This is a genomic window from uncultured Porphyromonas sp., from assembly GCF_938039215.1.
Lineage (GTDB): Bacteria > Bacteroidota > Bacteroidia > Bacteroidales > Porphyromonadaceae > Porphyromonas.
Genome location: NZ_CALHVI010000041.1, coordinates 21,723 through 48,077, shown reverse-complemented (window position 1 = coordinate 48,077; position 26,355 = coordinate 21,723). Strand labels below are relative to the sequence as shown.

The 26,355-nt window shown below is 53.4% G+C and carries 30 protein-coding genes and 3 tRNA genes; 31 read left to right on the top strand and 2 right to left on the bottom strand.

The annotated features are described in order from the left end of the window. The first annotated feature begins 165 nt into the window (after positions 1-165). The 11 genes from Q0336_RS05985 to Q0336_RS05935 all read left to right on the top strand — a co-directional run bounded on the left by Q0336_RS05985 (position 166) and on the right by Q0336_RS05935 (position 9,524). Positions 166-786 (top strand): SIS domain-containing protein, encoded by a 621-nt coding sequence (locus tag Q0336_RS05985; protein WP_298526624.1) that lies wholly within the window; start codon positions 166-168, stop codon positions 784-786. Positions 787-973: 187 nt separating this feature from the next. Continuing rightward, positions 974-2,794 (top strand): DEAD/DEAH box helicase, encoded by a 1,821-nt coding sequence (locus Q0336_RS05980; RefSeq protein ID WP_298526622.1) that lies wholly within the window; start codon positions 974-976, stop codon positions 2,792-2,794. A 139-nt stretch (positions 2,795-2,933) separates the two neighbouring features. Further along, positions 2,934-3,530: a porin family protein gene (locus Q0336_RS05975; protein ID WP_298526620.1), complete on the top strand. Its 597-nt coding sequence runs from the start codon at positions 2,934-2,936 to the stop codon at positions 3,528-3,530. A gap of 458 nt (positions 3,531-3,988) precedes the next feature. Then, positions 3,989-4,681 (top strand): tetratricopeptide repeat protein, encoded by a 693-nt coding sequence (locus tag Q0336_RS05970; protein WP_298526618.1) that lies wholly within the window; start codon positions 3,989-3,991, stop codon positions 4,679-4,681. 16 nt (positions 4,682-4,697) lie between these two features. Then, positions 4,698-5,201, top strand: a complete 504-nt coding sequence (ribH, locus tag Q0336_RS05965; RefSeq protein WP_298526616.1) for a 6,7-dimethyl-8-ribityllumazine synthase — start codon at positions 4,698-4,700, stop codon at positions 5,199-5,201. Between the two features lie 31 nt (positions 5,202-5,232). After that, a tRNA-Tyr gene (locus tag Q0336_RS05960) sits at positions 5,233-5,318 on the top strand. Between the two features lie 23 nt (positions 5,319-5,341). Continuing rightward, positions 5,342-5,414 (top strand) — tRNA-Gly (locus Q0336_RS05955). A 429-nt stretch (positions 5,415-5,843) separates the two neighbouring features. Beyond that, on the top strand, positions 5,844-6,920 hold the full coding sequence (locus Q0336_RS05950) for a hypothetical protein (protein ID WP_298526614.1): 1,077 nt from the start codon (positions 5,844-5,846) through the stop codon (positions 6,918-6,920). Positions 6,921-7,545: 625 nt separating this feature from the next. Next, entirely contained in the window at positions 7,546-8,589 is a 1,044-nt protein-coding gene (locus Q0336_RS05945) for a hypothetical protein (RefSeq protein ID WP_298526612.1), read from the top strand. A gap of 541 nt (positions 8,590-9,130) precedes the next feature. Beyond that, positions 9,131-9,268, top strand: coding sequence for a hypothetical protein (locus Q0336_RS05940; RefSeq protein WP_298526610.1), 138 nt, complete (start codon positions 9,131-9,133; stop codon positions 9,266-9,268). A gap of 182 nt (positions 9,269-9,450) precedes the next feature. Continuing rightward, positions 9,451-9,524 (top strand) — tRNA-Arg (locus tag Q0336_RS05935). A gap of 378 nt (positions 9,525-9,902) precedes the next feature. On the opposite strand, the gene Q0336_RS05930 is transcribed toward Q0336_RS05935, so the two are convergent. Next, complete coding sequence (locus Q0336_RS05930) at positions 9,903-10,436, bottom strand: shikimate kinase (protein ID WP_298526608.1); 534 nt, start codon at positions 10,434-10,436, stop codon at positions 9,903-9,905. Positions 10,437-10,446: 10 nt separating this feature from the next. Next, positions 10,447-12,504: an HDIG domain-containing metalloprotein gene (locus Q0336_RS05925; RefSeq protein WP_298526607.1), complete on the bottom strand. Its 2,058-nt coding sequence runs from the start codon at positions 12,502-12,504 to the stop codon at positions 10,447-10,449. A gap of 428 nt (positions 12,505-12,932) precedes the next feature. On the opposite strand from Q0336_RS05925, the gene Q0336_RS05920 reads away from it, so the two are divergent. From Q0336_RS05920 to Q0336_RS05825, 20 genes are all read left to right on the top strand, one after another. Continuing rightward, entirely contained in the window at positions 12,933-13,520 is a 588-nt protein-coding gene (locus tag Q0336_RS05920) for a hypothetical protein (RefSeq protein WP_298526605.1), read from the top strand. Between the two features lie 302 nt (positions 13,521-13,822). Beyond that, positions 13,823-13,981, top strand: a complete 159-nt coding sequence (locus Q0336_RS05915) for a hypothetical protein (protein ID WP_298526603.1) — start codon at positions 13,823-13,825, stop codon at positions 13,979-13,981. Continuing rightward, on the top strand, positions 13,968-14,384 hold the full coding sequence (locus Q0336_RS05910) for a hypothetical protein (protein ID WP_298526601.1): 417 nt from the start codon (positions 13,968-13,970) through the stop codon (positions 14,382-14,384). Before Q0336_RS05915 ends, Q0336_RS05910 begins: the two co-directional genes overlap by 14 nt. A gap of 375 nt (positions 14,385-14,759) precedes the next feature. Continuing rightward, positions 14,760-15,155: a 30S ribosomal protein S8 gene (rpsH, locus tag Q0336_RS05905; RefSeq protein ID WP_009433286.1), complete on the top strand. Its 396-nt coding sequence runs from the start codon at positions 14,760-14,762 to the stop codon at positions 15,153-15,155. Positions 15,156-15,175: 20 nt separating this feature from the next. Further along, on the top strand, positions 15,176-15,727 hold the full coding sequence (rplF, locus tag Q0336_RS05900) for a 50S ribosomal protein L6 (protein WP_298526599.1): 552 nt from the start codon (positions 15,176-15,178) through the stop codon (positions 15,725-15,727). Between the two features lie 27 nt (positions 15,728-15,754). Then, positions 15,755-16,099, top strand: a complete 345-nt coding sequence (gene rplR / locus Q0336_RS05895; protein ID WP_298526597.1) for a 50S ribosomal protein L18 — start codon at positions 15,755-15,757, stop codon at positions 16,097-16,099. Positions 16,100-16,113: 14 nt separating this feature from the next. Next, positions 16,114-16,638: a 30S ribosomal protein S5 gene (gene rpsE / locus Q0336_RS05890; protein ID WP_298526595.1), complete on the top strand. Its 525-nt coding sequence runs from the start codon at positions 16,114-16,116 to the stop codon at positions 16,636-16,638. Between the two features lie 25 nt (positions 16,639-16,663). After that, a complete protein-coding gene (rpmD, locus tag Q0336_RS05885; RefSeq protein WP_298526593.1) occupies positions 16,664-16,840 on the top strand; it encodes a 50S ribosomal protein L30 in 177 nt (58 codons plus the stop codon). A gap of 29 nt (positions 16,841-16,869) precedes the next feature. Beyond that, positions 16,870-17,316, top strand: a complete 447-nt coding sequence (gene rplO, locus Q0336_RS05880; RefSeq protein WP_021667857.1) for a 50S ribosomal protein L15 — start codon at positions 16,870-16,872, stop codon at positions 17,314-17,316. A gap of 6 nt (positions 17,317-17,322) precedes the next feature. Then, positions 17,323-18,663, top strand: a complete 1,341-nt coding sequence (gene secY / locus Q0336_RS05875; RefSeq protein ID WP_298526591.1) for a preprotein translocase subunit SecY — start codon at positions 17,323-17,325, stop codon at positions 18,661-18,663. A gap of 1 nt (position 18,664) precedes the next feature. Continuing rightward, complete coding sequence (gene map, locus Q0336_RS05870) at positions 18,665-19,450, top strand: type I methionyl aminopeptidase (protein ID WP_298526589.1); 786 nt, start codon at positions 18,665-18,667, stop codon at positions 19,448-19,450. A 16-nt stretch (positions 19,451-19,466) separates the two neighbouring features. Continuing rightward, entirely contained in the window at positions 19,467-19,685 is a 219-nt protein-coding gene (gene infA, locus Q0336_RS05865; RefSeq protein WP_005468188.1) for a translation initiation factor IF-1, read from the top strand. Positions 19,686-19,697: 12 nt separating this feature from the next. Next, the gene (gene ykgO / locus Q0336_RS05860; protein ID WP_009433293.1) at positions 19,698-19,814 is read left to right on the top strand and encodes a type B 50S ribosomal protein L36; all 117 of its coding nucleotides are present in this window, start codon (positions 19,698-19,700) and stop codon (positions 19,812-19,814) included. Positions 19,815-19,853: 39 nt separating this feature from the next. Next, a complete protein-coding gene (gene rpsM, locus Q0336_RS05855; protein ID WP_298526587.1) occupies positions 19,854-20,234 on the top strand; it encodes a 30S ribosomal protein S13 in 381 nt (126 codons plus the stop codon). An 11-nt stretch (positions 20,235-20,245) separates the two neighbouring features. Continuing rightward, complete coding sequence (gene rpsK / locus Q0336_RS05850; protein WP_005468193.1) at positions 20,246-20,632, top strand: 30S ribosomal protein S11; 387 nt, start codon at positions 20,246-20,248, stop codon at positions 20,630-20,632. A gap of 301 nt (positions 20,633-20,933) precedes the next feature. Continuing rightward, positions 20,934-21,539 carry a 30S ribosomal protein S4 gene (gene rpsD / locus Q0336_RS05845; protein WP_298526584.1) on the top strand — a complete coding sequence of 202 codons (606 nt, stop codon included), beginning with the start codon at positions 20,934-20,936 and terminating at the stop codon, positions 21,537-21,539. 22 nt (positions 21,540-21,561) lie between these two features. Then, complete coding sequence (locus Q0336_RS05840) at positions 21,562-22,575, top strand: DNA-directed RNA polymerase subunit alpha (protein ID WP_298526582.1); 1,014 nt, start codon at positions 21,562-21,564, stop codon at positions 22,573-22,575. A gap of 8 nt (positions 22,576-22,583) precedes the next feature. Next, positions 22,584-23,045 (top strand): 50S ribosomal protein L17, encoded by a 462-nt coding sequence (gene rplQ / locus Q0336_RS05835; protein ID WP_021667863.1) that lies wholly within the window; start codon positions 22,584-22,586, stop codon positions 23,043-23,045. A gap of 322 nt (positions 23,046-23,367) precedes the next feature. Beyond that, positions 23,368-23,907 carry a lipocalin family protein gene (locus tag Q0336_RS05830; RefSeq protein ID WP_298526580.1) on the top strand — a complete coding sequence of 180 codons (540 nt, stop codon included), beginning with the start codon at positions 23,368-23,370 and terminating at the stop codon, positions 23,905-23,907. 924 nt (positions 23,908-24,831) lie between these two features. Next, the gene (locus Q0336_RS05825) at positions 24,832-26,169 is read left to right on the top strand and encodes an FAD-dependent oxidoreductase (protein ID WP_298526578.1); all 1,338 of its coding nucleotides are present in this window, start codon (positions 24,832-24,834) and stop codon (positions 26,167-26,169) included. Positions 26,170-26,355 lie beyond the last annotated feature (186 nt).

Genomic DNA, 26,355 nt, shown 5'->3' with positions numbered 1-26,355 from the left:
TAGGTCGCCGAAAAAACCTACTGTGGGTCGGTCGACCGACCTACCGTGGGTCGCAAGGACGACCCACAGTGGGTTTTATTTTGGGTGCTCCCATGCACTCTCTTAGATGCTCTCGCTGGAATAATATATCTTTGTGTGTAAGAAACCGTTTTGCCCACAAGCGACATGTCTAAGCAATATACTATCCCGGAGATCCTCGCCGCAGAGGTCGATGCTCTCCGTTCTATCCCCGCTACCAACGACTATGAAGCAGCTATCTCCTTGATTCTGGATCGCGTCCATCAGAAGGGGGGACGACTCATCACTTCTGGGATGGGCAAGGCTGGACAGATCGCCCACAACATCGCTACGACCTTCAGCTCCACAGGTACACCCGCCTACTTCCTGCATCCCAGCGAAGCGCAGCATGGTGATCTGGGGATGGTCTGTGCCGATGACCTGATGCTCTTGATCAGCAATTCGGGCAAGACTCGTGAGGTGCTGGAGCTCGTCGCTCTCACGCGCCGCATGTACCCTACGCTCCCCTTCATCCTCATCACGGGGAACACAGGGAGCCCGCTCTCAGAGCTTGTCGAGGTCACCCTCTCCACGGGCAATCCTCCCGAAGTCTGCCCGCTAGGGCTTACCCCGACGACCAGCACGACCGTGATGACGGTGCTGGGTGACCTCCTCGTGGTGAGTGTGATGCAGCGCATCGGCTTCACCTATCAGGACTATTCGCTCCGTCACCACGGAGGCTACCTCGGAGACAAGAGCCGTGAGCTCGTTAGCCCCGAGGGCAAGTAGTCCGTCCTGATAAGACTCTTATCAAGTACCCTCGGTGCGTCTCGGGAGAGGCTTCCGGCGAGGGACTCATCCTTTTCATTATTCATGGTATGCCCCCAGGAGGTCGGTCTGATGGACTTCAGCGGAGTATACATCCCTCGCTAGCTACCCTCATCAAGGGAGAAGCGAGGAGAGCAAAGTACATTAGATGACATTCGAAGAACTAGGGGTAAGTGCCCCTATCTGCCGTGCCGTATTAGAGCTCGGCTACCAGCAGCCCATGCCCGTGCAGGAGGCTGTGATCCCCTACCTCCTAGGAGAACCCATTGACCTCATTGCCCTAGCGCAGACGGGGACGGGGAAGACCGCTGCCTTTGGTCTGCCCCTCCTGCAGAACGTCGAGCGAAGCCTCGCCTCCTCCGACGGAGCTACTGGTGTGCCCCGTGCCCTCGTGCTCTGTCCTACTCGTGAGCTGTGTCTGCAGATCGCTGACGATCTCACGGCCTACAGCAAGTACCAGCCCACGGTACGTATCCTCCCCGTCTACGGGGGCTCCTCTATCGAAGCACAGATCCGCACCCTGCGCCGTGGGGTAGAGGTCATCGTGGCCACACCAGGCCGACTCATTGATCTGATGGAGCGAGGTGCTGCTAGCCTAGATGCCATCGAGACCGTAGTCCTCGACGAAGCGGATGAGATGCTCACCATGGGCTTCTCTGAGAGCCTGCAGACGATCCTAGCGCAAGTGCCTCAGGAGCGCCACCTCCTGCTCTTCTCCGCTACCATGCCCCGAGAGATCAGCTCCATCGCTGCCTCCTACATGCACGAGCCCAAGGAGATCATCGTCGGGACGAAGAACGAAGGCAACAAGAATATCCGCCACTATTACTACGTCGTCTCCGCTCGGCACAAGTATCTTGCCCTGAAGCGCATCGCCGACTACTACCCCGATATCTATGGGATCATCTTCTGCCGTACCCGTAAGGAGACACAGGAGATCGCCGACCAGCTCATCCGTGATGGCTACAATGCTGATGCCCTCCATGGCGAACTCTCTCAGGCACAGCGTGACTATGTGATGCAGAAGTTTCGCATCCGCAATCTACAGCTCCTCGTCGCTACCGACGTGGCTGCTCGTGGGCTGGATGTCGATGACCTGACGCACGTCATCCACTATGGTCTGCCCGACGATATCGAGAGCTACACCCACCGCAGTGGCCGTACCGCCCGTGCGGGTAAGATGGGGATCTCCATCGCCATCTGTCATAGCCGTGAGCGTGGTCGCCTTCGAGACATCGAGCGCATCTCTCATGCTACCATCGAGCGCAAGCATCTGCCCTCGGGGAGTGAGATCTGCCAGAAGCAGCTCTTCCATCTGGCTGACCGCATCGAGCGTGTCGAGCTGACGGATGACACGACACTCGATGCTGTCCTGCCCGATCTCGTGCGCAAGCTCGACTGGATCGACCGTGAGGAGCTGGTCCGTCGTCTGATGCTCCTCGAGCATCGCCGTCTGCTAGACTATTATGAGAGCGAGGAGGTGATCGAAGAAGCGGATGACAAGGGTCGTCTGGCTAGCGATGGCAAGGAAGGTAAGAAGCGTGACAAGCGTAATGCTGTCGCCGAAGAAGGGATGAAGCGTCTCTTCATCAACTTCGGTAAGCTCGACCGCATGTTCCCCAACAAGCTCATCGAACTCATCAATAAGTGTGTCCCAGGCCGAGTGAAGATCGGTAAGATCGACCTGCTACCTCGCTTCTCCTTCTTCGAGGTCGAGGAAGCCGATGCTCAGGAGGTCATTCGCTCGATGAGTAGCTACGAAGTCGATGGTCGTCGCATCGCAGTAGACTACGCTGATGCACTCGGCGCTGAAGGCTCGGGGCGCAAGGAGCATCGTCCGAAGCGCTCGGCAGGAGGCTTCTCATCCGAACGTAAGCCCCACCGCAAGGGTGGTGCTCGCTCTGGAGATGGCGCCTTCGATAAGTATAAAGACAAAGACCGCGCAAAGCGTAGCCGCTCCCGCCGCTAAAGGCTAGAGCTTCCCTCCCACTCCCGCTGACGAGGTGATACTAGCTGGGTCACCTCGCAGCGTTATCTCTTTAGGACGAAGGTCACCTGCTCTAACGTAAGTCCGTATCCCATATTAGTAATTCAAACACTACGCAATCATGAAGAAGTTCGTTTACGCCTTGTTTGCTTTCCTCTCTGTAGGGCTCGTCACACAAGTTCAGGCACAAGGTATTCATCCCCGTGTCGAAGTTGCTGGCAACTTCTCGACACACATCGTCAATAACTCCAAGGGTCTCTCCGTCAAGGACTACAAGATGCGCTCGGGCTTCCGTGTCGCAGGTGCTGTGGAGTTCAGCCTCTTGGGTCCTCTTTACTTCGCCCCAGGTCTGGCCTTCCAGCAGAATGGGAGCAAGGTGAATGGGCACACTGCGACGCTCAACTATCTGAGTGTCCCCGTCAATCTCGGTCTGCGTGCTGGGCTGGGGAATATCGTCGCCCTCTCCTTCGAAGCTGGTCCCTCCTTCTCCTATGGGGTCTCCTGCGAATCTTCATTCAAGGATGTGCTTCAGAATCTGGAGAACGAAGGCTTCCGCCGCTTTGAAGCTGGGGTGAATGCCTCGGTAGCACTCTCGCTGAGCAGCCTCTATGTTCGCCTCGGTTCGGATATCGGTCTGACCAATATCTATAAGAAGAAGGCCGATGCCGAGAGCCTGAAGAATGCCTCCTTCTACATCGGGGTAGGGCTCCGCTTCTAGAGATAAGCCGCCCACTACTTTTCACGGGTAGCAACAGCCCCTCATGAGTCGCTTGACAGACTCATGAGGGGCTTCTCTTTGTACCCCCCGTCGAAGAGACCTACGGTAGGTCGCCTCGACGACCTACCGTGGGTCGGTGGTGCGACCCACAGTAGGTTTTATTTGCGATCCACGGTAGGTCCCTTTTAGGGCTCTTCTATGTCCGTGGATGTACAGCCTAACGAGGGTGTGTTTGACTTCGGAGATATCCCCACGAGATCGGCTATATATTAGTGGAGTCTCAGCGCTGCTGGAGCTCATGCTATCGCTCTGTGGGGATGGGGCGCTTGTCTGGGTGTTGCGCCCTCACGCACCAGCCCTAGTGAGGGTGAAGGGTTTCTGCTCGTAGTTCCTTGGAAAATCGTATCTTTGCCCCACTGATTGAACAGACTAACCAACAAAAAACAAGATAAATCCGTATGGCACATCAAGAGCATCGTGAGCACGATACCCTAGACACGATCGACGAACAGGTACTCAAGGGTGAACTCTTCTTCGAGCGTCATGGCAAGAAGATCATCATCGCAGTGGCAGCCCTCCTTGTCATCGCACTAGGAGTCTTCGCCTACCATCGCTTTGTGCAAATCCCTAAGGGCGAGAAGGCCACGGCACAGATGTTTGTCGCCGAAGATAGCTTCATGCTCGGTCAGGATAGCCTAGCCCTCAAGGGGCAGGGTGCTGGCGCTCTGGGCTTCGAAGCCATCGCCAAGAACTTCTCTGGCACGGACGCTGCTAATCTGGCTCATGCTTATAGCGGTATCTGCCTCTATGATCAGGGTAAGTATCAGGAAGCGCTCGCTGAGCTGAAGAAGTTCTCCACTGATGAGACTGTCGTCGCTCCTTCGGTACAGCGTATGATCGGCGACTGCCTCGTCCAGCTCGGTAAGCTCGAGGAAGCTGTCAAGACCTACGAAGCTGCAGCTAAGACCGCTGCTAGCGAAGCGATCTCCCCCAGCTGCCTCATCAAGGCGGGTCACGTCTATGAGAAGCTCGGTAAGTACGACAAGGCGATCGCCCTGTACAATGAAGTCAAGACGAAGTACTACACGACTCCCGAAGCGGAGACGGTAGAGGCTGACCTCCTTCGTGCTCAGGCTGCTCAGGGTAAGTAGTCTTCCCCCTAAGCCTATGTCTACAATAGACCATATACAATCCCTGCATCACAGCCCCGTCCCCTCTGGGGAGGGCTTGCACATCGGCATCGCCGTAGCAGAGTGGAATAACAACATCACCGAGCCCCTCCTAGAGGGTGCTCTGGAGGTGCTTCGCACTCAGAAGGTGAGGGAGATCGCGGTCTTCCGTGTGCCTGGGGCTTTCGAGCTCGTGAATGCTTCGGCTCGCTTGCTGAATGATGGTGTGGATGCCGTCATCGCTATCGGCTGTGTCGTCCGTGGAGATACCCCCCACTTCGACTACATCTGCCAAGGGGTGACCTTCGGTATCTCACAGCTGAATATGGGTACCACGCTGGGATCTCAGATGAAGCCAGCCCCCGTCATCTTCGGGGTGCTTACTACCGAGACGATGGCGCAGGCTGAGGAGCGTGCAGGGGGGCGACTGGGCAATAAGGGCGCAGAGGCAGCAGAGACTGCACTCAAAATGTGCCGCCCTATTTGCACAGTTCACAAATAGTTTGTACCTTTGCACTGCAAACAAACGGAATGGGCAGTTACCAGAGTGGCCAAATGGGGCTGACTGTAACTCAGCTGGCTTACGCCTTCGGTGGTTCGAATCCATCACTGCCCACCACAATTGCTTCCAATATAAGGAATGCGGAAGTAGCTCAGTTGATAGAGCATTAGCCTTCCAAGCTAAGGGTCGCGGGTTTGAGCCCCGTCTTCCGCTCTGACAGCTGATGATGCTGACCACCATCGAGGAGTAGATCACGACAGATGATCTGCTCCTCGCTCTTTTGTATGGGTTCTCCTTGCTCCTCCCTCCCTGCTTCCATTGCCCCGCTTGCTCATGACTGAGGGGATAGATGTCTCTTTTTCTTGAGTCCCTGCTGAATGAGGGTAGCTACTTGGTGAGGACTACTTGGTGATATGATGCAGGGGTTCCCTTGGGGAGACCCTGTGTGCGTGTCTCCTTCTTGGGGGCGGATGGTGTTCGGTATTTTTTGTTCCTTTGTGCTCGAGAAGGTGGGAGGTTTAGAGGCTATCTTTGGGCGTGATTTTTCCCTTAGATCTAGAGGATGTTTAGTTGCGTACACGTTCGCTCTTGCTATCTCACTTCGCTGTGCAGGCCACTAACACGTAAATTAATAGCATGCTTATGAAGAATTTCTTGCTCCTTTTTTCTAGTGCCGTCTTGGCGCTGACCTCCTGCTCCAAGCAGGTGGATGAGCCATCGGTAAACATCCCAGAGCAGAACTCTACGATCCATCTCAATATCGAGGGCGAGCGTGAAGATATACCTATGGTCGACGCTTCGGGCCGTGCGATCAATCTCACGGGCAATGTGGCGAACAAGAAGATCACTTCTATTACGCTTGAGTTCTCTCAGCAGGTCGATGGGATCGTCTGCATCTACAACAAGGAGGGTAAGGGCTTCACTCGTCGAGTTAAGTTCGATGTCAATGGCCGGAAGTTCGTCTTCAAGGGAAGTATAAACCTCAATGGGGCATCGAAGGAGCTCCTTCGTGATGCCAAGATGGATATCTACGTCGGGGGTGACTATATTTATGAGGGTGATGACAAGCCCGTCATCTACAAGCCCTCGATTAATCCTATTCCTACCCGGGATAAGATGAACCTCACCCAGTTCAATCCTATCTTCTTCAGCCGTGGTGTGCCCGTTAGCCCTGGTGGCTCAAGCTCCGATGTGGACTTCGATAGTAAGGGGCATCGCTTCCGTCTCTTCGGGCACTTTGTCTCGCTGCGCTTCCGTAATCCACGCCCAGGCTTCAACCTTAAATTCAATGGGATCATCGTCGATGCTTTTGCTAACCAAGGCTTCCAGCTCAAGACTCCTAATCAGACATCTTCTAGCACAGCACCAACTTTGGGCTTCAAGGAAGAGGGCAACACCAGGGGATTGGCACGTCCAGGTATTGGTATCTTCTATCCCTTCTCTGATGGACGAACGATTACTCTCAATGGTCCTGCAAGCGAAGGGCAGACGAGTGTCCCCACGGGTGACCCTGCCTACACGGTCTACATCCATACGCCAGCGCAGTGGGCGGGAGGTTTCCGTTTCGGTAAGGATGCTGTGACGGGTGTCTCGCCCTTTACTTCTGAGCATGGATCCTCCTACAACTATACGAACCTTCAGAAGTCCTTCGATGAGAATGAGCGCACGGGGAAGTTCTACAACCTCTTCCTTACGCTCCAGAAGCGTCCCCAGCCTTAGATCTTAGGAGGGCCTTTGCTGTAGGCTTTCTCTCTTACAATAAATGTGGAGCGAGAGCTCTGAGATCATGCGATCTCAGAGCTCTCGCTCTCCTTTTATGATCCATTCTCTGAATATGGTAGCTCGGTAGTGTAGCTCTATTAGTTGGCGGAATGATAGGGTAGAGGTCGTTTGCTCTCAAGGCAAGGTGGTGTGGTTTGCTTTCCTGCATTTCTCTTCTCTTTCTTCTTCTCGTCTCAAGGCGGGTCTCTTGCCTCTGGAGTTGGTGCTTATTGGTGGAGGACTTTAGGATAGAGTTGTTGTAGAGGTAGTCTGTGTTTGTTGTTTAGGGATTTTTTTGTTCCTTTGTACCTCTAAATCGAAGAATAGGGAGTGAAAACTTGATCTTTTACCTCGGTTTATTGTTATTAATCCGAGGTGCTTCCATGAGCTTATGCTCCCTGCCTCGTATGTATATATGCCCTGGAGAGGTCGCTACTCATGAAGCACCCTCCTCGTCTATCTCTCCTCGAAAGGGTCGGTTGTTATTCGGCCTCTTTCTTTCACAGAGCCCAAGCCTCATCCATGCTCGGCTCATGTGACCTCTCTCAAAATAGTATCAAATAAGAAGAATAAGAAGTAAAGTATGAAGAAATTTCTACTCCTATGCTCGGTGGCTCTACTCACCTTCTCTGCCTGCTCTAAGGTTGTAGACGAACCTGTAGTCAAGGGCAATGACCAAGAGCAAACCTCAATCAACCTCCATATCGAAGGTGAGCGTGAAGATGTGCCTGTTGTTGATGTTGAAGGTCGAGGTCTCAGTCTTACAGCTGATGTGCGCGGGAATAAGATCACATCTGTCAAGATAGCCAAGACGGAGTCAGTCAAGGCTATCCTCTGTCTCTATACTTCTACTAAGGGGATATCTAGAGAAGTAACTCTCCCGATCGTGGATGGTAAGATCTCATGGAGAGGGTCTGTCGATGTGGGGAGTTTTACCAAAGAAGAGCTCCGTGATGCCAAGGTCAGTATCTTCATTGGTGGAGATTACACCTATCCTGGCGATGATAAGCCCATTACTTATGAGTCTTTCAATAAGGCTGTCCGCACGACTAATGGGATGAATCTCTCGCAGTTCAACCCGATCTTTGTTAGCGAAGGGGTTAGATTGACTCCTGGCGGCTCAGGGTCTGATGTTGACTTTGATAGCAAGGGGCATCGCTTCCGTCTCTTTGGCCAGTTTGTCTCTGTTAGGTTTCGTAATCCCCTTCATGGATACAATCTCCTCTTCAATGGTATGATCGTTGGTCCCTATGCAAGTATTGGTATGATTCTGCATACGACTCCTTCGAATGGGTTTGCGAAGCCGACTTTCAGAGTTAAGCCAAAGACCTCTGTGGCGAAGTTCTATCCCTTTACGGACGGGCAGCCGATTACACTCAACGGTCCTGCGACGGAAGGTGGTGCTGAGACTGCACCTAAGGATGATCCAGCCTACACGATCTATATCTTCACTGGAGTAGAAGGTATGGGTGGTATTCGATTTGGTAAGGATGCGGCTTCGGGATCTAGTCCGCTTACTACTCACCCGTCGCGTCATAATAGGACTAACCTTGAAAATAAGTCGCAGCAGGAGGCTACCAAGCAGGGTAAATTCTATAATGTCGTTATGCGTCTGAAGAAGATATAGGGTCTCTCCCTTAAGGCTACTAAGACGAACAGAAAAATAGCGTAAAGCTCTAGAGTCGGATGTGCTAACTCTGGAGTATGACTAGGATCTCCTCTTGACCCTCTCTGTTAGGGAGGCAATGGGATCATCCAAGAGGGAGGAGCCTCCTAAGCTCTCTTCCATCGACCATTCACCTGCTATCTCCCTGCCTAGTGTGGGGATACCTATGGAAGAAGGAGCACGAGGCTGCCCCCGTGCTCCCTTCCTCTCTTCTTTCCTTCTCTTATCTTCCCTCTCTTGGGGGCGATGTAGACTTCAAGGGAAGGCTTTCTTTAGGGAAGGTTGGGGAGAGGTGATGAGGTTCATGTTTTTGGTTTGTTAGCTTTTTTTTTGTTCCTTTGTGCCTTGAAATGGTTGTAATTGGAGTCGAGGGCTTGTTCCCCATCTCAGCTTATGGCTATTAGCTAGAGGAGTCTTCTCTCAGTTTGCACCCTTTTTCATAGTGTATGTTGTCTTGGTATTGCCAAATTGTTATCAAGTAAAATCCAACGAAATAAATAAAATGATGAAGCATCTAGAAAAGGAGCTCTACGAAGCTCCACAGATCAGCAAGCTCGTGCTGAATAACGATCTTAGCCTCCTGCTCACCTTCTCTGTAGAAGGTAACGTCGACGATATCGAAGACGGGGGCGAATGGTAGGTCGTTCGTAGACCATATCTGCGAAGGTCCTACGTGGAATTTAGAGAGGAGCATTAGGCTGTATGCCTGATGCTCCTCTTCTTTTTTATGCAGTTTCCTTGTCCATTGTTTGGCTAGTAAAGAAAAAAAGTATACCTTTGCATCCGAAATCGTCCAAGAGACCCTTTCAATAACTAGAATTAGGCTCCGTAGCTCAACTGAATAGAGCATCTGACTACGGATCAGAAGGTTACAGGTTTGAATCCTGTCGGAGTCACGAACCATAAGGCAAGAGCGCCGAGAAGTAATTGAAACTTCTCGGCGCTCTTGCTTTGTGGTTTGTCGTCGGGGCTTGTTTGTGCGTCTTGTCGCTGTGTTGGCGGATGTGTCTTGTCGTTGCGCCTTGCCGCTGGTAGGGGAGGAGGAGTATTTACGGGGAGATAGGATAGGAGTAATTTAGAAGAGGGAAAGGTCTCTCTAGCGAGGGGAGGTAGGTGTTTGAGGGCTGAGAATAGGGTCTCTAGCAGTGGAGGTAGGAGTATTTAGGGTTAAGGATAGAGGCGTGTATGGGTGGGAATATGGGCGCTTAGGGCTAGGTGTAGGGGAGTTTAGGAGAGGGAAAAGAGGAGGGCCCTGGAGAGCGGGAAGGGTGAATTTATTTGAGCTGTAGGTCTCGGGCGATCTCCTCGGCGAGGAGGCGCTCCTTGGCTACGGTATCTACTTCGTCGATGTCGTAGATCGAATGTGCCCGATCATAGATGGGACCCCGTACTTCTAAGCTCTTGGTGACGAACTCGAGGAGCTCCTCACCGCTCTTGTCTCGGATGGTGGGGCGGGTGCGCTTACAGAGCTCCAATCGAGCTGCTAACATAGGTACTGATCCCCGAAGGTAGACCGTGCGTCCCGCCTCAAGAAGGAGGTCCATCGTGTCGCCTTGGCAAGGGAGTCCCCCGCCGGTAGCGAATACCGTCTCGGGCATGCTCATCAGTTCCTCGATCGCCATGCGCTCCCTGCGTCTAAAGGTTTCCTCCCCATACTTAGCAAAGATATCGGTGATGCGCTCTCGGAAGCGTGTCTCGATGAAGACATCGGTATCAATGAATCGGAAGCCAAGGATATCGGCGAGATGCCGTCCCACGGTGCTCTTGCCCGAGCCCATGAAGCCGATGAGGAAAATGGGGGAGTGCATGTGGGTGGGCTTACTTCTTCTTGTCGGGGTAAGCGATGCGTGCGTGATACATCGTCTTAAGCTTGAGGTAGAAGACTTCCTTGGTCTCCTTGATGTCGTGGAAGGTCAGCGGGGTATCGTTGAGTAGCCCTTCGGCGACGATGCTATCGACGATCTTGTCGATGAGGTTACGGATGCCTTCTTCGGTGTATTCGCTGAGGCTACGACTAGCTGCCTCTACGCTGTCTGCCAGCATGAGGATCCCCTGCTCTCGGGTATAAGGATTGGGCCCTGGGTAGGTGAAGGGTTCGGGATCAACCTCTTCGTCGGGATGCTCATTCGCATACGAATTGTAGAAGTAGCGGGTGGTGCTTCGTCCGTGATGGGTGCGGATGAATTCGATGACGGGATCGGGTAGTCCGTGCTTCTGTGCCAGCGTGATGCCATCGGTGACGTGGCGGATGATCATGCGTGCACTCTCTTGGTAGGTGAGGAACTGATGGGGATTGCTCACGGGAGAATTCTCAGTGAAGAACTCGGGGTGCAGCATCTTGCCGATGTCGTGGTAGAGCGCTCCTGTACGGACGAGCTGGGCATCAGCTTCGATCTTCATCGCTGCAGCAGTGGCCAGGATAGATACCTGATAGGAGTGCTGGAAGGTGCCTGGGGCGATCTCGGAGAGCTCCTGAAGTAGGGGCATATTGGTATCGCTGAGCTCGACGAGGCGGATATTGGATACGTAGTCGAAGATGCGCTCGATGACGAAGGCCAAGATGTAGGAGAACATCAGGAAGATCAGGTTGATCCCGTAGTAGAGCAGTTGGATCCAATAGTCTGAGGTGATAGCATCTTCGTGGATCAGCTGGATGATCATCGAGGAGCCGATATACACGAGGTACACGGCGAAGGCAGCTCGGATGATCTGACCTCGTGAGGTGAGGCTCTGCAGGGAGAAGAGCGCTGTGAAGCCCGCTGTGATCTGGATGAAGATGAAGGCTAGGGGCTCTGAAGGAACGAAGTAAGCTGCGGTAAGGATCGTGATGAGGTAGGCATTGAGCGCAAGGTGGCTACCGAAGAAGATGCGCAGAAGCAAGAGGAACATCACGTAGGGGATGACCTGAGTGGGGAAGAGTCCCGTACTAGCTTGGAGCTCCGTCATCACGATGAAGCTCAGCATGAGTACCAGCAGGAGCAGGAGGTTCTTCGGCTGGGTCAAGAAGCTCTTGCAGAAGAGGAGGAGGTAGCTGGCAAGCACACCGAAGAGCAGTCCGCAGTAGAGTAGCAGCCCGAGATTGAAGATCGACTGCGTCTCGCCGCCCATTCGCTCGACCTGCTCGATGCGTAGCGATCGGAGTACATTATATATATAGGGGGTGACGATCTCTCCTCGGTCGATGATTCGTTCGCCCTGCTGGACGAGTCCCGACGAAGAGGATAAGCGTCCCAGAGCATCATCAAGGAGCTTGGCCGAATACTCCTTGTCGTAGCGAATGTTGTCTTCGAGGTAGGAGGCGACGCTCATCTTCTGCAGTTCGTCCCGCTGCAGTCCAGCCTTCGACGCATGGTCGAAGATCAGATCATAAACTTCCTTTAAGCTATAGAATTGGGTGATGGGTTTGCGGGCTAAGACGTTGTCCGCACCAAGGAGGTTGACCTCTAGAAGCCCAGCTTCCTTCAGTGTGCTGAGGTTAGAGGCTTGGATAATCCCGTTGGTGTAGAACTGTCGTAGCTCTTCCTTGAGGAAGTCATAGTAAGCTCGGGGGATCGTCGTGGTGAATCGCTTCTCGTAGGTATCGTGGAGCTGGTTGAGCTTGCGGGGAAGGAGGTCGGCATCGTAGGTATAGACGGGTAGTGTCTCCTGACGGATGCTGTCCTGCTCCATGCGTAGCTGTTCGCTAGACTTGTAGATGGGGAAGTCGTACGGAGCTGTGACGAGGTCATAAGCCCAAGGCTTGCCGCTGCTGAAGGTATATTGGAAGCTTCTGTCTCTTGGGGCTAGTAGCATGACGACAAGTGCCGCTACAACGAAGGTCAGTAGTACTCGTGCGCCTCGGCTCAGAAGGAGCTTCTTGATGGAGGGTAGATTCATGTCTTCTAAACTATTGCTTTACACAAAGATAGCGAAAAGGGGAAACGCACTGACTTGGTGCGCCTTGATCGGCTCTCCTTTAGCTCTCAAGAGAACGAGCGTTCTGCTCCAAATTGGGCCCTCTACAAACCCGCTTAGAAAGGGCTCTCTGGAGACCCCGAAAAGGAACCTACGGTAGGTCGTCGGGAAAACCTACTGTGGGTCGCCTCGACGACCTACCGTGGGTCGCTGAGGCGACCTACCGTAGGTTTTATTTTGCCCCGCTGGGAGGGGCGCTTGGAGAGGCTTGTGCTGGATCGTGTCTAGACTGCTATTTTATTACCTTTACCTGTCAGAAGGCTTGAACTGAAGGAGGAGGTAAACCTGCTCACTTCTGCCTGGGAAGAGGCCTCATTGATCTAAGTAAGAATCATAAGTAGGATAGGCGTATGCAAACAAAACTATTTGCTGCTGGAGCGCTCCTCGCTTTGTCGCTCCATGTCGCTAAGGCTCAGGAGGTGGTCAGCCCCGCCTTCGGCCTCCAACTGGGTACATTTAATGGTGTCTACTACGAGCACCCACTTGGGCAGCACTTCAGTGTGGGCGCTCGTGCGGGGCTTGTGCCTGCTCTGTCAATAGAAGATAAGAAGCTCTCCTTTCTAGGGCTTATTCCTGCGGCGGAGTTTGGTCCTCGTTATTACTTCTCTGGAGAATCGTCGAGGGCTGGCTTCTGTACGGGTGGTTATGTCGGACTCTTAGGTTTGGTCGTACTCCCTCGATGGACCTTGCTCGAGCCTGAACGTGTCCGCCGTAAAGACACTTCTTATTGGTATGAGTCTTCCAGAGAGAGCTACGCAGTCGCGCCTACCATTGGCTGGGTCTTCGGTGTCGGGGAGTCAAGCTATCTTGGCCTCTCTGTCGGGGTTAGTGCCTGGTGGTCACGGTATGAGTCGGGGACGAAAAGTCGTTGGGAGAGCACGCTGAAGGACAAGGAGTATCCGATCGTGTGGAGTGTTAGCTACGGCTTCCGCCTGTAGTGTAGCCCCAGCAGCATCACAGCGCCCCTCTGCCTACCTTGTGGCGGAGGGGCGCTGTCACTTTTTGCCTCTTGTCTTCCTTGAGTATCGCTTGTGATTAAGAGGAAAGTATTTGTTCAAACTTGAGGTCTATGCAGCGGGTTTTGTTGGGCTTCCTTCGGGGGATATGCTCTGTCTCAGCTGGACTTGTCTGCATAGGTGTGGGGAAAGTGCTATCTTTGTATAGCTCATACAATCAAGGATTAGCTATGTGTGCACTGCGTATTTTCCTAGAGGGGTTCACCTCCATATTCAATCCGCCTATGCGTAGACGGGATCCCGAGATCGAGAGGCTAGAGAAGCTTGTCGAAAGCTACCGTACTATGAGTGATCGGGAGCGCCTAGCTAGTGACTGGCAGGCTGTTCAGGGTGATATGGGTAGAGCTTGGCAGAAGATACGGATGAGCTATGGGCAAGAATAGTGTCAAGCGCACGAACGCTACCCTCCAGCGTCCAGATGCCGTAGGGACGCTCAGTGAAGAGCATATTGTCATTGATAATAATCCCATGCCCTCTGCTGATGAGCTGGCTAAGTATCAAGAGGTTGATTCGGGACTCGTCTCTTATTTTCAACGGATCACAGACGAAGAGCGAAGCTTCAGACATGAGGTGGCACGTCAGAGTGTAGATCTTCTGGCTCGGGATAATAAGCGAGGGCATACTGAGCGTCTGCTCGGACAGGTCTTTGCATTCCTTTCGCTCCTCGTATTCTTAGCGATCACCGCATGGGCTCTTTACTTGGACAAGCCTTGGCTAGCGGGGCTCTTTAGTACGCTCTCTATAGCTGGTATTGTCTCTGCCTTTATAAACGGAAAGAAGGAATAATAGCCCTTTTATAGATAAGATACCCGCCTCGGCTACCCTAGAGTAGCTGAGGCGAGTGTTTTTTGTGGCGGGTGATTTGCTCGGGTGCTTGAGGGGAGTGTGCCTCAAGAACGAAGTGCTTGTGTTTCGCTCCACGGGTTACGGGTTTTTCTATTTCTCATGGTTGGTATAGAGGTGCTGATTTTGGGGTGCGTTGAGTTGATACGATATGCCTATGCTTGTGGAAGTTGCAGGAGTCGTAAATAGTTCGTAAATTTGCATGCTTTTTGTGCCTCTATACCCTCTCGTGAGGGAGGTAAGTAGATGGCAGAGAGCACCAAGCAGTATGTTTAAATATTGTCCGGGAAGTCCGGATCAATTTAATTCTCAGTTTTAATGACAGATCCTATTGCAGATTATCTGACGCGCCTGCGTAATGCAGTGAAGGCGGGCCACCGTGTGGTCGAGATCCCCGCGTCTAATCTAAAGAAAGAGATCACGAAGATCCTCTTCGACAAGGGGTACATCCTCAACTTCAAGTTCGTCGAAGATGGCCCTCAGGGGAGCATCAAGGTGGCTCTGAAGTACGACCGTTCGGGCCGCGTCAATGCGCTCAAGGCCCTCAAGCGCGTCTCTCGCCCAGGTCTTCGTAAGTATGTAGGGTATCGTGAGATGCCTCGTGTACTCAATGGTCTCGGTATCGCTATCCTCTCTACTTCGAAGGGTGTCATGACCGATAAGGAAGCTTCGCAGCTCAAGGTGGGTGGCGAAGTGCTATGTTACATCTACTAAAGCAAGGAGGTACAACAACTATGTCAAGAATAGGTAAGCACCCAGTAAGCATCCCCGCAGGGGTCACGGTGTCCGTGAAGGATGGCGTCGTCTCAGTCAAGGGCGCTAAGGGTGAACTCTCTCAGAGTATCGATGCTCGTATCGAGGTAGCCGTAGAGGGTGCCGAGGTCATCGTACGTCGTAGCAGTGATGAGCGCGAAGATCGCTCACTACACGGTCTCTACCGAGCCCTAATCCATAATATGGTCGTTGGGGTTTCTGAAGGTTTCTCTAAGACCCTCGAACTCGTAGGGGTCGGTTATCGTGCTTCTAACCAGGGTCAGATCCTCGAGCTCTCCCTTGGCTTCACGCACAATGTCTTCCTTCAGCTGCCTAAGGAAATCAGTGTTGAGACGAAGACGGAGCGTAACAAGAACCCTCTGATCATCCTCTCCTCGGCTGACAAGCAGCTCCTCGGTCAGGTCTGCGCTAAGATCCGCTCCTTCCGTATGCCCGAGCCTTACAAGGGTAAGGGGATTCGCTTCGAAGGTGAAGAGGTTCGTCGCAAGTCTGGTAAGAGCGCAGGTAAGTAAACCGCTATAAACACGTATAAAGCAATCATGCCACAGAAAGAAACAAGAAGACAGAAGATCAAGACGCGTGTACGTGCCAAGATCAGCGGTACGGCAGAGCGTCCTCGCCTGACGGTATTCCGAAGCAATAAGCAGATCTATGCTCAGGTGATCAACGATGTCGATGGCGTCACCCTGGCTAGTGCCTCTTCTCTGAAGCTCACCGCTGAAGGGACGAAGAAGGAGATCGCTGCGCTCGTCGGAGCAGAAGTAGCTAAGGCTGCTCAGGCTGCAGGAGTGTCCACCGTAGTATTTGACCGTAATGGCTACCTCTACCACGGCCGTGTGAAGGAGCTCGCAGATGCTGCACGTGCGGCAGGTCTTAACTTTTAATACCGTCTATCGCAATGTCAGATAATCGCTCAAAGATGAATAGAGACTCCGAGCAGAAGGATAAGCTCGTCGAACGCCTCGTGGCTATCAACCGTGTCACCAAGGTGACCAAGGGGGGCCGCACCTTCACCTTCGCTGCTATCGTCGTCGTTGGTGACGAAGAAGGTCGCATCGGCTTCGGTCTCGGTAAGGCTGGCGAAGTATCCGCTGCTATCCAGAAGGGTGGTGCAGCTGCTCGCCGCAACCTCAAGCAGATCCCTCTCCACAAGGGTACGATCCCTCATGAGCAGTCCGCTTCATTCGGCGGTGCTCGCGTCTTCCTCAAGCCTGCTTCTGCCGGTACTGGGGTGAAGGCTGGGGGTGCTATGCGCGCCGTCCTAGAGAGTGTCGGTGTCACGGATGTCCTCGCTAAGAGCAAGGGCTCTTCTAACCCACACAACCTCGTCAAGGCTACTATCGAAGCACTTACTCAGATGCGTTCGCCTCTGATGGTCGCTCGTCAGCGTGGTGTCTCCGTCGAAAAGGTATTCAAGGGCTAATCATCACAACTAGACTGTAAGTACAATGTCAACGATAAAGATCCAACAAGTACGTAGCAAGATCAAGAGCCCTAAGCCTCAGAAGCTCACGCTCCAGGCGCTTGGGTTCAAGAAGCTCAATCAGATCGTCGAGCACAATGACACGCCACAGATCCGTGGTATGGTCGAGAAGGTCAAGCACCTGGTGCGCATCGTAGAGTAATCACCCTATAAAGAAAGACAGAAAAAGAAATGGATTTATCTAGTTTGAAGCCCGCAGAGGGCTCAGTCAAGACGCGCAAGCGCATCGGCCGTGGTCCAGGCTCTGGTCTCGGGGGTACTTCTACTCGTGGTCACAAGGGGGCTAAGAGCCGCTCGGGCTATTCTAAGAAGATTGGCTTCGAAGGGGGGCAGATGCCTATCCAGCGCCGCCTGCCTAAGTTCGGCTTCAAGAATATCAATCGTGTCGAATATGCACCTGTCAACCTCGCTACGCTCCAGAGCCTAGCTGAGGCTAAGGGCCTCACCCGTGTCGCTAAGGCTGACCTCATCGAAGCCGGTCTCATCGGTAAGAATGATCTGGTCAAGATCCTTGGTAACGGTACGCTCAGCCTGAAGCTTGAAGTGGAAGCTAACGCTTTCTCCAAGTCTGCTGAAGCGGCTATCATCGCTCAGGGAGGCAGTGCAGTAAAACTCTAGTAGCTCATGCGCTTTATAGAGACACTGAAGAACATATGGAAGGTCGAGGAACTGCGTCAGCGGATCCTCACCACCTTGTTTTTCGTCCTGATCTATCGCCTGGGGTCGTACATCGTCATCCCAGGGATCGATCCTAACCAGCTCAGCGCCCTGCAGAAGCAGACGAGCGAAGGTCTGATGGCACTCCTGGATATGTTCTCCGGGGGGGCATTCTCTAATGCCTCGATCTTCGCTATGGGGATCATGCCTTATATCTCCGCATCTATCGTCATGCAGCTCGCCGCTATCGCTGTGCCTTCTATCCAGAAGCTACAGCAGGAAGGTGAGAGCGGGCGCCGCAAGATCGACCAGTGGACACGCTATCTGACCGTACTCCTCCTGCTCGTCCAGGGTTCGGCTTACCTAGTCAACCTGAACATGCAGCTGCGTAATGCTGGGGGCTCTCTCCCCGAAGGACTATGGTTCGATATCTATGCGATCGTCGTCATGGCTGCAGGGAGCATGTTTGTCCTGTGGCTCGGCGAACGTATCACCGACAAGGGCTTGGGTAATGGGGTATCTCTGATCATCATGATCGGGATCATCGCTCGTCTCCCAAGTGCAGTCCTCGCTGAGTGGGGGACACGTGCCTCGGGCGGTGCCGGGGGGCTCGTGTGGTTCCTCTTCGAGATCGTCTTCTTGCTCTTCGTCATGGCAGGCGCTATCCTGCTGGTACAGGGGACACGTCGTGTGCCCGTACAGTACGCTAAGCGTGTCGTGGGGAACAAGCAGTACGGCGGTGCTCGCCAGTACATCCCTCTGAAGGTCAATGCCGCTAACGTCATGCCGATCATCTTCGCGCAGACGATCATGATGCTCCCTATCACGCTCCTTAGCTGGGCTCAGGGGGACAGCACCAGCGGCTTCATTCAGGCCTTCATGGACAATACCGGAGTCTGGTACAACCTTGTCTTCGCTATCCTCATCCTCCTCTTCACCTACTTCTACACGGCGATCACGATCAACCCCACGCAGATGGCTAACGACCTGAAGCGCAACAACGGGTTCATCCCAGGTGTGAAGCCAGGTAAGGCTACTAAGGAATACCTTGATGCGATCATGGACCGCATCACCCTCCCAGGAGCCTTCTTCCTCGCTATCGTGGCTATTATGCCCGCCTTCGCTCGTGTCCTCGGTATCTCAGGGGGATTTGCTCAGTTCTTCGGGGGAACGTCTCTCCTGATCCTCGTAGGTGTCGTACTCGATACCCTGCAGCAGATCGAAAGCCATCTCTTGATGCGCCACTACGATGGCCTGCTCAAGAGTGGTCGTATCAAGGGACGTACAGGCTCAGTAGCTGCTTACTAAGATGATTTACTTGAAGACAGACGAAGAGATCGAGCTCATGCGTGCGGCCAATCTTTTGGTGGGACGTACGCTTGCAGAGGTCGCTAAGATCATAGCACCAGGAGTCTCGACTCTGGATCTGGATAGACGTGCTGAGGAGTTCATCCGTGACAACGGTGCTACTCCAGCCTTCCTCGGATATAATGGTTTCCCTGGGAGCCTCTGCACCTCGGTCAATGACCATGTGGTGCATGGCATCCCTTCCTCCAAGGTCGTACTCAAGGAGGGAGACATCGTCTCCGTCGACTGCGGTACGAAGCTGGCAGGATTCACGGGTGACTCAGCTTATACCTTCGCCGTTGGTGAAGTAGCTCCTGAGACACTCGCCCTGCTCCGCACCACCAAGGAGTCTCTCTATGTCGGTATCGAACATGCCGTCGCTGGTAAGCGTGTCGGTGATATAGGCGCAGCTGTGCAGCAATACTGCGAAGCTAGAGGCTATCACATCGTCCGCGAGCTGGAGGGACATGGTATCGGGAAGAATATGCACGAGGAGCCAGGTGTGCCGAACTTCGGTCGCCGAGGCACTGGTCCCGAGCTCCGCTCAGGGATGTGCATCTGCATCGAGCCTATGGTCAACATGGGATCGAAGAACGTCGTCTTCGAGCGTGATGGCTGGACCGTCCGTACGAAGACCGGTAAGCCATCCGCTCATTTCGAGCACTGTGTCGCTATTCGTGATGGCAAGGCCGATATCCTATCTTCGTTTGACTTCATCAAGGAAGTCTTAGTAGACAGAGAGTTTTAAGTCGTAAATCGCACTTATGCCGAAGCAAGCAGCTATAGAACTAGACGGAGTCATCCTCGAAGCCCTCTCGAACGCTATGTTCAAGGTGGAGCTAGAGAATGGTCACGTCATCACCGCCCATATCTCTGGGAAGATGCGTATGCACTACATCAAGATCCTCCCAGGTGACAAGGTCAAGGTAGAGATGTCTCCCTACGACTTGACCAAGGGGCGTATATCATTCAGATATAAATAACCCTATATAGATATGAAAGTAAGAGCATCACTCAAGAAGCGCACCGCCGACTGCAAGATCGTTCGTCGCAAGGGGCGTCTGTACGTAATCAACAAGAAGAACCCCAAGTTCAAGCAACGTCAGGGGTAGTCTTAACCATCGGACTATATTAAACGAACTAAGATAAGTATGGCTATCAGAATTGTTGGCGTCGACTTGCCACAAAACAAACGAGGAGAAATTGCCTTGACTTACATCTTCGGGATCGGTCGCAGCAGCGCTGTGAAGATCCTCGATAAGGCTGGGGTCGATCGCAATATCAAGGTCAAGGACTGGACCGACGACCAGGCTGCTGCTATCCGTGAGGTGATCGGCGCTGAATACAAGGTCGAAGGGGATCTTCGCTCCGAAGTCCAGCTCAACATCAAGCGACTGATGGACATCGGTTGCTACCGTGGTGTCCGTCACCGTATCGGTCTGCCTCTACGCGGTCAGAGTACGAAGAACAACGCTCGTACTCGTAAGGGTAAGAAGAAGACTGTCGCAAATAAGAAGAAGGCTAGTAAGTAATAGACGTTGATATGGCAAAGAAAGTAGTAGCAAAGAAGAAGGTCGTCAAGATCGACGCTGTGGGTCAGGCTCACATCCATTCTTCTTTTAATAACATCATCATCTCTCTGACCAACAATGATGGTCAGGTCATCAGCTGGTCTTCCGCTGGTAAGATGGGATTCCGTAGCTCTAAGAAGAACACTCCTTACGCTGCACAGATGGCAGCTCAGGACTGCGCTAAGGTCGCTTACGACCTCGGCCTCCGTAAGGTGAAGGTCTTCGTTAAGGGCCCAGGTAACGGCCGTGAGTCTGCTATCCGTACCATCCACGGTGCTGGCATCGAAGTCACCGAGATCGTCGACGTGACCCCAATGCCTCACAATGGTTGCCGTCCTCCTAAGCGCCGTCGTGTCTAATCCCTGATGTCGCTTTAGATCACAGAGAAGTTTCATAAGATCGCAGTACATGATAGAGAAGCTCTCGTCTGGATACCTCACTAGAGGGTGTCTGTCTCGAGAGCGTAGGTGATCCACCGAAGGCCTAGCGAAGAAGATCAGGTCGACGACGAGTGAATAGATTGGCTATACTTTCATATATCTATCCTCTCCTCATAACCGGTCGCGGCTGCACTCCGTCCACCTTCGTCTCGCTCTAGCTCACGTAGGATGCCACACCTCCTCGCACGAGGTGTCTCGTACTGCCAAACAATAGAAGACAATGGCAAGATATACAGGTCCAAAATCAAAAATCGCCCGTAAGCTCGGCGCTCCTATCTTCGGTGCTGACAAGGTTCTCTCCAAGAAGAACTACCCTCCTGGACAGCACGGGAATAACCGCCGTCGTAAGACCAGCGAATACGGCATCCAGCTTAAGGAAAAGCAGAAGGCTAAGTACACCTATGGCGTACTTGAGCGTCAGTTCCGCAACCTCTTCGAGAAGGCTCAGCGTTCTAAGGGGGTTACCGGTGAAGTGCTCCTTCAGCTCCTCGAGAGCCGTCTAGACAACGTCGTCTACCGCCTCGGTATCGCTAAGACGCGTGCTGCTGCTCGTCAGCTCGTCTCGCACCGTCACATCACTGTCGATGGTCAGGTCGTCAATATCCCTTCTTACACCCTCAAGCCCGGTCAGGTCGTCGGTGTTCGTGAGAAGGCTAAGAGCTTAGAGGTCATCACCGACTCTCTGGCTGGTCGTAGCCACAGCAGCTACAGCTGGCTTGAGTGGAATCAGGCTTCGCTCTCTGGGAAGTTCCTCAGCGTTCCTCAGCGTGAAGATATCCCCGAGGAGATCAAGGAGCAGCTGATCGTCGAACTATACTCTAAGTAATAATCCCTAGTATCTCACTCACATGGCAATATTAGCATTTCAGAAGCCCGAAAACGTCCTCATGATGGATGCGACGGACTCGTACGCTAAGTTTGAGTTCCGTCCTCTGGAGCCGGGCTACGCTACCACTGTTGGTAATGCCCTGCGCCGCATACTCCTTTCTTCACTCGAAGGCTACGCCATCTCGACCATCAAGATCGAAGGTGTCAATCATGAATTTGCTACTATTCCGGGTGTCTTGGAGGATGTAACTAACATCATTCTCAACCTGAAGCAGGTCCGCTTCCGTGCCCTTGTGCCTGATGCGACTGAGGAGACTGTCAGCCTGACGATCTCTTCTCAGAAGCAGTTCCTCGCCGGGGAGCTCAATGGTAAGCTGGCCTCCTTCGAAGTCCTCAACCCTGAGCTTGTCATCTGTCACATTGACGAAGCCTATTCGCTGACCATCGAACTCTCCATCAACAAGGGACGTGGATACATCCCTGCTGACGAGAAGCTGGTCGATACAGCGAAGGAGAACGAGCTACAGACGATCGCTATCGATTCGATCTATACTCCTATCCGCAACGTCAAGTACTTCACTGAGAATTACCGTGTCGAGCAGAAGACGGACTACGAAAAGCTCATCCTCGAGATCACGACCGATGGAAGTATCCATCCGCTACAGGCTCTCAAGGACGCTGCAGCTATCCTCATCGACCACTTCCGCCTCTTCACGGATGATCCCGTAGAGGTCGAAGAGTCCATCGAAGAGGAAGATGAAGTAGTCGAAGCAGAAGATCAGCAGGAGATTGATCATATCTCTCAGCTGCTGAAGACGGAACTGAAGGATCTCGATCTCTCAGTCCGTGCTCAGAACTGCCTCCGCTCTGGTAATGTCCTCAAGCTCGCTGACCTGGTGGTCCTCGATCGTGAGACGCTGAACAAGTTCCGCAACTTCGGTAAGAAGTCTATGGACGAACTCAACGATCTCATGGAGCGCCTAGGGCTGGACTTCGGGATGGATGTTAGCAAGTACAAATTAGATAATGACTAAGTAGAAAGATGAGACATAATAAGAAATTCAATCATCTAGGGCGTAAGAAGGCGCACCGTGAGTCTATGCTCTCCAACATGGCGGCATCGCTCATCCTGCACAAGCGCATCTTCACCACGGTCGCTAAGGCTAAGGCACTGCGTGTCTATGTCGAGCCCCTGCTGACCCGTGCTAAGGAAGACAGCACGCACGCTCGCCGTATCGTCTTCGCTGAGCTGCAGAATAAGTACGCTGTCAAGGAGCTCTTCGGCCCTGTCGCTGAGAAGATCGCTGACCGTCCAGGTGGCTACACCCGTATCCTCAAGACGGGTCATCGCCTCGGTGACAACGCTGCTGTCTGCTTCATCGAACTCGTAGACTACAACGAGAACATGCTTAAGGAAAAGGCTGAGAAGAAGGCTGCTCCTAAGACTCGTCGTTCACGTCGCTCTACGAAGGCTGAAGCTCCAGCTGCTGAAAGCGCTGAGTAATCCCTCTCTTGATGAACCCTCGCTTCGTAAGAAGCGGGGGTTCGTCTTTTTGTATCTATACTAAGGCGAGTCTCAGGATAGATCTATCCGCTCCCCTCAGATCTCTATCACACAGCTACCATGAATCTCTGCTAGGTCTTGGTAGCTTTGTTATTTTGGGAGTCGATATACTCTCCTTCGAATCGGTTCACTCTTCCCCAAAGGCGAGCCCCTCACCAGAGATGGCCCTCTCGCCTCTATGATCCGCCACACAGCCCTGTGGGATCTCTATGAGCTCCTCGAAGCTGTGTAGCTTTTACCCCAATTATTTATCCTCAATTCAATGAAGAAGATTTTTTCTCTACTTCTAGCCGGTGCCCTTGGCTTCGGCTTTGTGTCTTGCCAAAAAGACAGCCCTAAGACTCAGACCGAAGAGCAGACCCCTAAGGGTCCCGCTGTTGTTGGTACCTGGTTGCTCTCTCATCAGTCCAGTGGTGGTAAGCTTACGGAGACTTATCGCTTGACCTTCAAGGCTGATGGCTCCTATGAGTTCCGCTACTATCGTGTTACTCAAGGAGAGTACAAGGATCATCTAAGTTCTGAGTTCAATACCGAGGAGACCACTGCTGGACGCTACTCCTATGCCGATGGCGTGCTGACCCTTCTGTCCTCCGAGTTCGTCGGCTACGGTGAGCGCTTTGTGGAGGCTCGTAAGAATAACCCTAACGAACATAATCCTATGGAGCAGAAGGATCAGATCAAGGGTCTAGCCTTCTTCTACGATGAGAAGTCAGATCTGCTGAGGATCTCACGCAAGCACTCTGCGGAGAACGTAGATATCGACGAGGATGTAGAGTCGATGCCTTTCACCCGTCAGAAGTAAACTTTCGGTCATAGACCTCACGGAGGATGCTCACGCTCGGTGAGCACTTCTCCTAGGGGAAGGCGTCCCCGCTAGTAGCATGGCCTACTGGCGGGGGCGCTTCGTTCGTTGCCGGAGGCTATCCCGTGTATAGCATGCCTTCTATAGCGGTCTGGGGGAGGAGGGTAGAGCCGTGAGTCCGTAGCCTTACCCCTTCACTCAAGCGGGGAGGAGCGCTCGGGAGAAGGATCCCACTAGCTTCGGAGGAGGTTAGTCCTGTCTATTTTGCTTGCAGATGGCTTTGTTTTCGGATAAATGTCTATATTTGTTACCGAAAAGTTGACTTTTGGGTGTGGATACCTAGGGGTTGAGATGCTGGGGGTGAGGTTGCCAAAGCTCCTATCTCCAGCCTATTTTTCATAAAGATGTAGATGTGTATTGCTTCCCCTCATCCTCCTTGCCTTAGGCTTGGAGCATGGGGGGAAGCTCTTTTATAAGAGCTAGCCCCTCGCTAGGCCTGATCTGGAGAGGGATTGCAAGGCCTCTAAGTCAATGCCTTCAGATGGCCCAAAAAGGACTCTACGGTAGGTCGCCGAGAAAACCTACGGTAGGTCGTCTCACCGACCCACGGTAGGTCGTATGGACGACCTACCATAGGTTTTTCTAGCGGGTATTTGAAGGAGGCTTCTAGTCCCCGTCGGAGAGCGCCTTCTTCACCAGCCTCCGCCTCCCTTCTTCCCCTTCCCCTCAATCGCCACCCGATGCCCCGCCTCTTCACACCCTGACGCTCAAGCTTAGAAGCTCAGAGACTGCTCTCGGGAATTCCCCGACGGCTAGGGGAGGAGTCAAGGCTGTGTAAAGTGGTCGTGCAGATATAGCTCTAGGCAGAACCAAATGGAGCCCAAAGCTCTTACCTTTATATATATACATTCATCACGATACCTCATGGAACAGATCCAAGTAAACAACCTCATCATAGGCTTCGGTAAGGCAGGTAAGACCCTTGCCGCAGATCTCGCTCGTGCGGGCGAGTCCGTACTCCTTGTCGAGCGTGATGCCACTATGTACGGCGGCACCTGTATCAATGTCGGCTGTATCCCCTCTAAGACACTCCTCGTCGAGGGCGAACTCAGTGGCCGCCTTCAGGATAAGGACGCTGCCTACCATGCGGCGATGGCACGTAAGACGAAGCTCGTCACCGCACTGCGTGCAGCCAACTATGACAAGCTCGCCAGCATCCCTGGCCTCCGTGTGCTCACGGCTGAGGCCTCCTTCGTCGGTCCGCACCGCCTGCGCCTCGAGGGGGCCGAAGGGAGCTACGAAGTCACCGCTACACGCATCTTCATCAATACGGGTACACGTAGCCGTCTCCTCGAGTTGCCTGGTGCTTCGGACGCACGTATCTACGATAGCCGTGCCCTGCTGAGCCTTGCAGAGCGCCCCGAGCGCCTCGTCATCGTGGGCGCAGGCTATATTGCCCTTGAGTTCGCTTGCATGTATCAAGCCTTCGGCACTGCAGTGACCTTGCTGGAGCAGGGGGATCGCTTCCTCGCACGTGAGGATAGAGACATCGCCGAGGAGATGCAGCGCCTGCTCGAGGCTAAGGGCATCCAGATCGTGCTGGGGGCTGCCGTCGAGGGCTTCGAGTCCAGCCTTGAGGCAGTGACGACGGTGACGACGGTAGGACGCTTCGACAGCGAAGCCGTACTGCTGGCCGTGGGACGCGTGCCCAATACCGAGGCGCTCGGCCTTGAGCATGCGGGCATACACACCGATGACCGTGGCTTCATCGTGACGGACGAACTGCTACGTGCTGGCGAGGGAGTCTGGGCGATGGGCGATGTTGCGGGGAGCCCGCAGTTCACCTACGTCTCGCTGGATGATTACCGTATCGTTCGGGATCAGCTCCTCGGATCGGGGCAGCGCACGATACACAATCGTGGTGTCCTGCCTACCTGCGTCTTCACTACGCCACCGCTGGCGCAGATCGGCCTGACGGAGCAGGAAGCCGAGCGCCGTGGGATCAAGTACCGCCTGCATAAGATCCCCGCTAGCTCCATCCCCAAGGCAAAGGTCCTCACCCAGACCGATGGACTGCTGAAGGCGCTGGTCGATCCCGAGACCGATCTCATCCTCGGAGCTACGCTCCTCTGTGCTGAGGCGCACGAGCTGGCGAACCTCATCAAGATGGCTATCGACAACGGTATCCCTGCCAGCTACCTCCGTTCCCAGATCTTCACGCACCCAACGATCGCCGAGGGGCTCAACGATCTCTTCGCTTAGTTCTCCGAGCCGTGCTACCCCCTTGCCTCAAGGGGAAGCCCCTAAGCCCTAGTATAGCTCGCCCCGTCATGTACGCATGGCGGGGCGAGCTGTTCTTGGGGGGGAGGAAGAGGGTGAGTGCTGAGCCGAGGGTGGGGGAGGCTCTAAGGTTGGGATAGGATCACCACCTTGCGCTCCTTCAGTGGG

What these genes read in the sequence shown, in the direction of transcription:
- Q0336_RS05985 (WP_298526624.1), top strand. Translation starts at nt 166, where the DNA reads ATGTCTAAGCAATATACTATCCCGGAGATCCTCGCCGCAGAGGTCGAT.
- Q0336_RS05980 (WP_298526622.1), top strand. Translation starts at nt 974, where the DNA reads ATGACATTCGAAGAACTAGGGGTAAGTGCCCCTATCTGCCGTGCCGTA.
- Q0336_RS05975 (WP_298526620.1), top strand. Translation starts at nt 2,934, where the DNA reads ATGAAGAAGTTCGTTTACGCCTTGTTTGCTTTCCTCTCTGTAGGGCTC.
- Q0336_RS05970 (WP_298526618.1), top strand. Translation starts at nt 3,989, where the DNA reads ATGGCACATCAAGAGCATCGTGAGCACGATACCCTAGACACGATCGAC.
- ribH (WP_298526616.1), top strand. Translation starts at nt 4,698, where the DNA reads ATGTCTACAATAGACCATATACAATCCCTGCATCACAGCCCCGTCCCC.
- Q0336_RS05950 (WP_298526614.1), top strand. Translation starts at nt 5,844, where the DNA reads ATGAAGAATTTCTTGCTCCTTTTTTCTAGTGCCGTCTTGGCGCTGACC.
- Q0336_RS05945 (WP_298526612.1), top strand. Translation starts at nt 7,546, where the DNA reads ATGAAGAAATTTCTACTCCTATGCTCGGTGGCTCTACTCACCTTCTCT.
- Q0336_RS05940 (WP_298526610.1), top strand. Translation starts at nt 9,131, where the DNA reads ATGATGAAGCATCTAGAAAAGGAGCTCTACGAAGCTCCACAGATCAGC.
- Q0336_RS05930 (WP_298526608.1), bottom strand. Translation starts at nt 10,436, where the DNA reads ATGCACTCCCCCATTTTCCTCATCGGCTTCATGGGCTCGGGCAAGAGC.
- Q0336_RS05925 (WP_298526607.1), bottom strand. Translation starts at nt 12,504, where the DNA reads ATGAATCTACCCTCCATCAAGAAGCTCCTTCTGAGCCGAGGCGCACGA.
- Q0336_RS05920 (WP_298526605.1), top strand. Translation starts at nt 12,933, where the DNA reads ATGCAAACAAAACTATTTGCTGCTGGAGCGCTCCTCGCTTTGTCGCTC.
- Q0336_RS05915 (WP_298526603.1), top strand. Translation starts at nt 13,823, where the DNA reads ATGCGTAGACGGGATCCCGAGATCGAGAGGCTAGAGAAGCTTGTCGAA.
- Q0336_RS05910 (WP_298526601.1), top strand. Translation starts at nt 13,968, where the DNA reads ATGGGCAAGAATAGTGTCAAGCGCACGAACGCTACCCTCCAGCGTCCA.
- rpsH (WP_009433286.1), top strand. Translation starts at nt 14,760, where the DNA reads ATGACAGATCCTATTGCAGATTATCTGACGCGCCTGCGTAATGCAGTG.
- rplF (WP_298526599.1), top strand. Translation starts at nt 15,176, where the DNA reads ATGTCAAGAATAGGTAAGCACCCAGTAAGCATCCCCGCAGGGGTCACG.
- rplR (WP_298526597.1), top strand. Translation starts at nt 15,755, where the DNA reads ATGCCACAGAAAGAAACAAGAAGACAGAAGATCAAGACGCGTGTACGT.
- rpsE (WP_298526595.1), top strand. Translation starts at nt 16,114, where the DNA reads ATGTCAGATAATCGCTCAAAGATGAATAGAGACTCCGAGCAGAAGGAT.
- rpmD (WP_298526593.1), top strand. Translation starts at nt 16,664, where the DNA reads ATGTCAACGATAAAGATCCAACAAGTACGTAGCAAGATCAAGAGCCCT.
- rplO (WP_021667857.1), top strand. Translation starts at nt 16,870, where the DNA reads ATGGATTTATCTAGTTTGAAGCCCGCAGAGGGCTCAGTCAAGACGCGC.
- secY (WP_298526591.1), top strand. Translation starts at nt 17,323, where the DNA reads ATGCGCTTTATAGAGACACTGAAGAACATATGGAAGGTCGAGGAACTG.
- map (WP_298526589.1), top strand. Translation starts at nt 18,665, where the DNA reads ATGATTTACTTGAAGACAGACGAAGAGATCGAGCTCATGCGTGCGGCC.
- infA (WP_005468188.1), top strand. Translation starts at nt 19,467, where the DNA reads ATGCCGAAGCAAGCAGCTATAGAACTAGACGGAGTCATCCTCGAAGCC.
- ykgO (WP_009433293.1), top strand. Translation starts at nt 19,698, where the DNA reads ATGAAAGTAAGAGCATCACTCAAGAAGCGCACCGCCGACTGCAAGATC.
- rpsM (WP_298526587.1), top strand. Translation starts at nt 19,854, where the DNA reads ATGGCTATCAGAATTGTTGGCGTCGACTTGCCACAAAACAAACGAGGA.
- rpsK (WP_005468193.1), top strand. Translation starts at nt 20,246, where the DNA reads ATGGCAAAGAAAGTAGTAGCAAAGAAGAAGGTCGTCAAGATCGACGCT.
- rpsD (WP_298526584.1), top strand. Translation starts at nt 20,934, where the DNA reads ATGGCAAGATATACAGGTCCAAAATCAAAAATCGCCCGTAAGCTCGGC.
- Q0336_RS05840 (WP_298526582.1), top strand. Translation starts at nt 21,562, where the DNA reads ATGGCAATATTAGCATTTCAGAAGCCCGAAAACGTCCTCATGATGGAT.
- rplQ (WP_021667863.1), top strand. Translation starts at nt 22,584, where the DNA reads ATGAGACATAATAAGAAATTCAATCATCTAGGGCGTAAGAAGGCGCAC.
- Q0336_RS05830 (WP_298526580.1), top strand. Translation starts at nt 23,368, where the DNA reads ATGAAGAAGATTTTTTCTCTACTTCTAGCCGGTGCCCTTGGCTTCGGC.
- Q0336_RS05825 (WP_298526578.1), top strand. Translation starts at nt 24,832, where the DNA reads ATGGAACAGATCCAAGTAAACAACCTCATCATAGGCTTCGGTAAGGCA.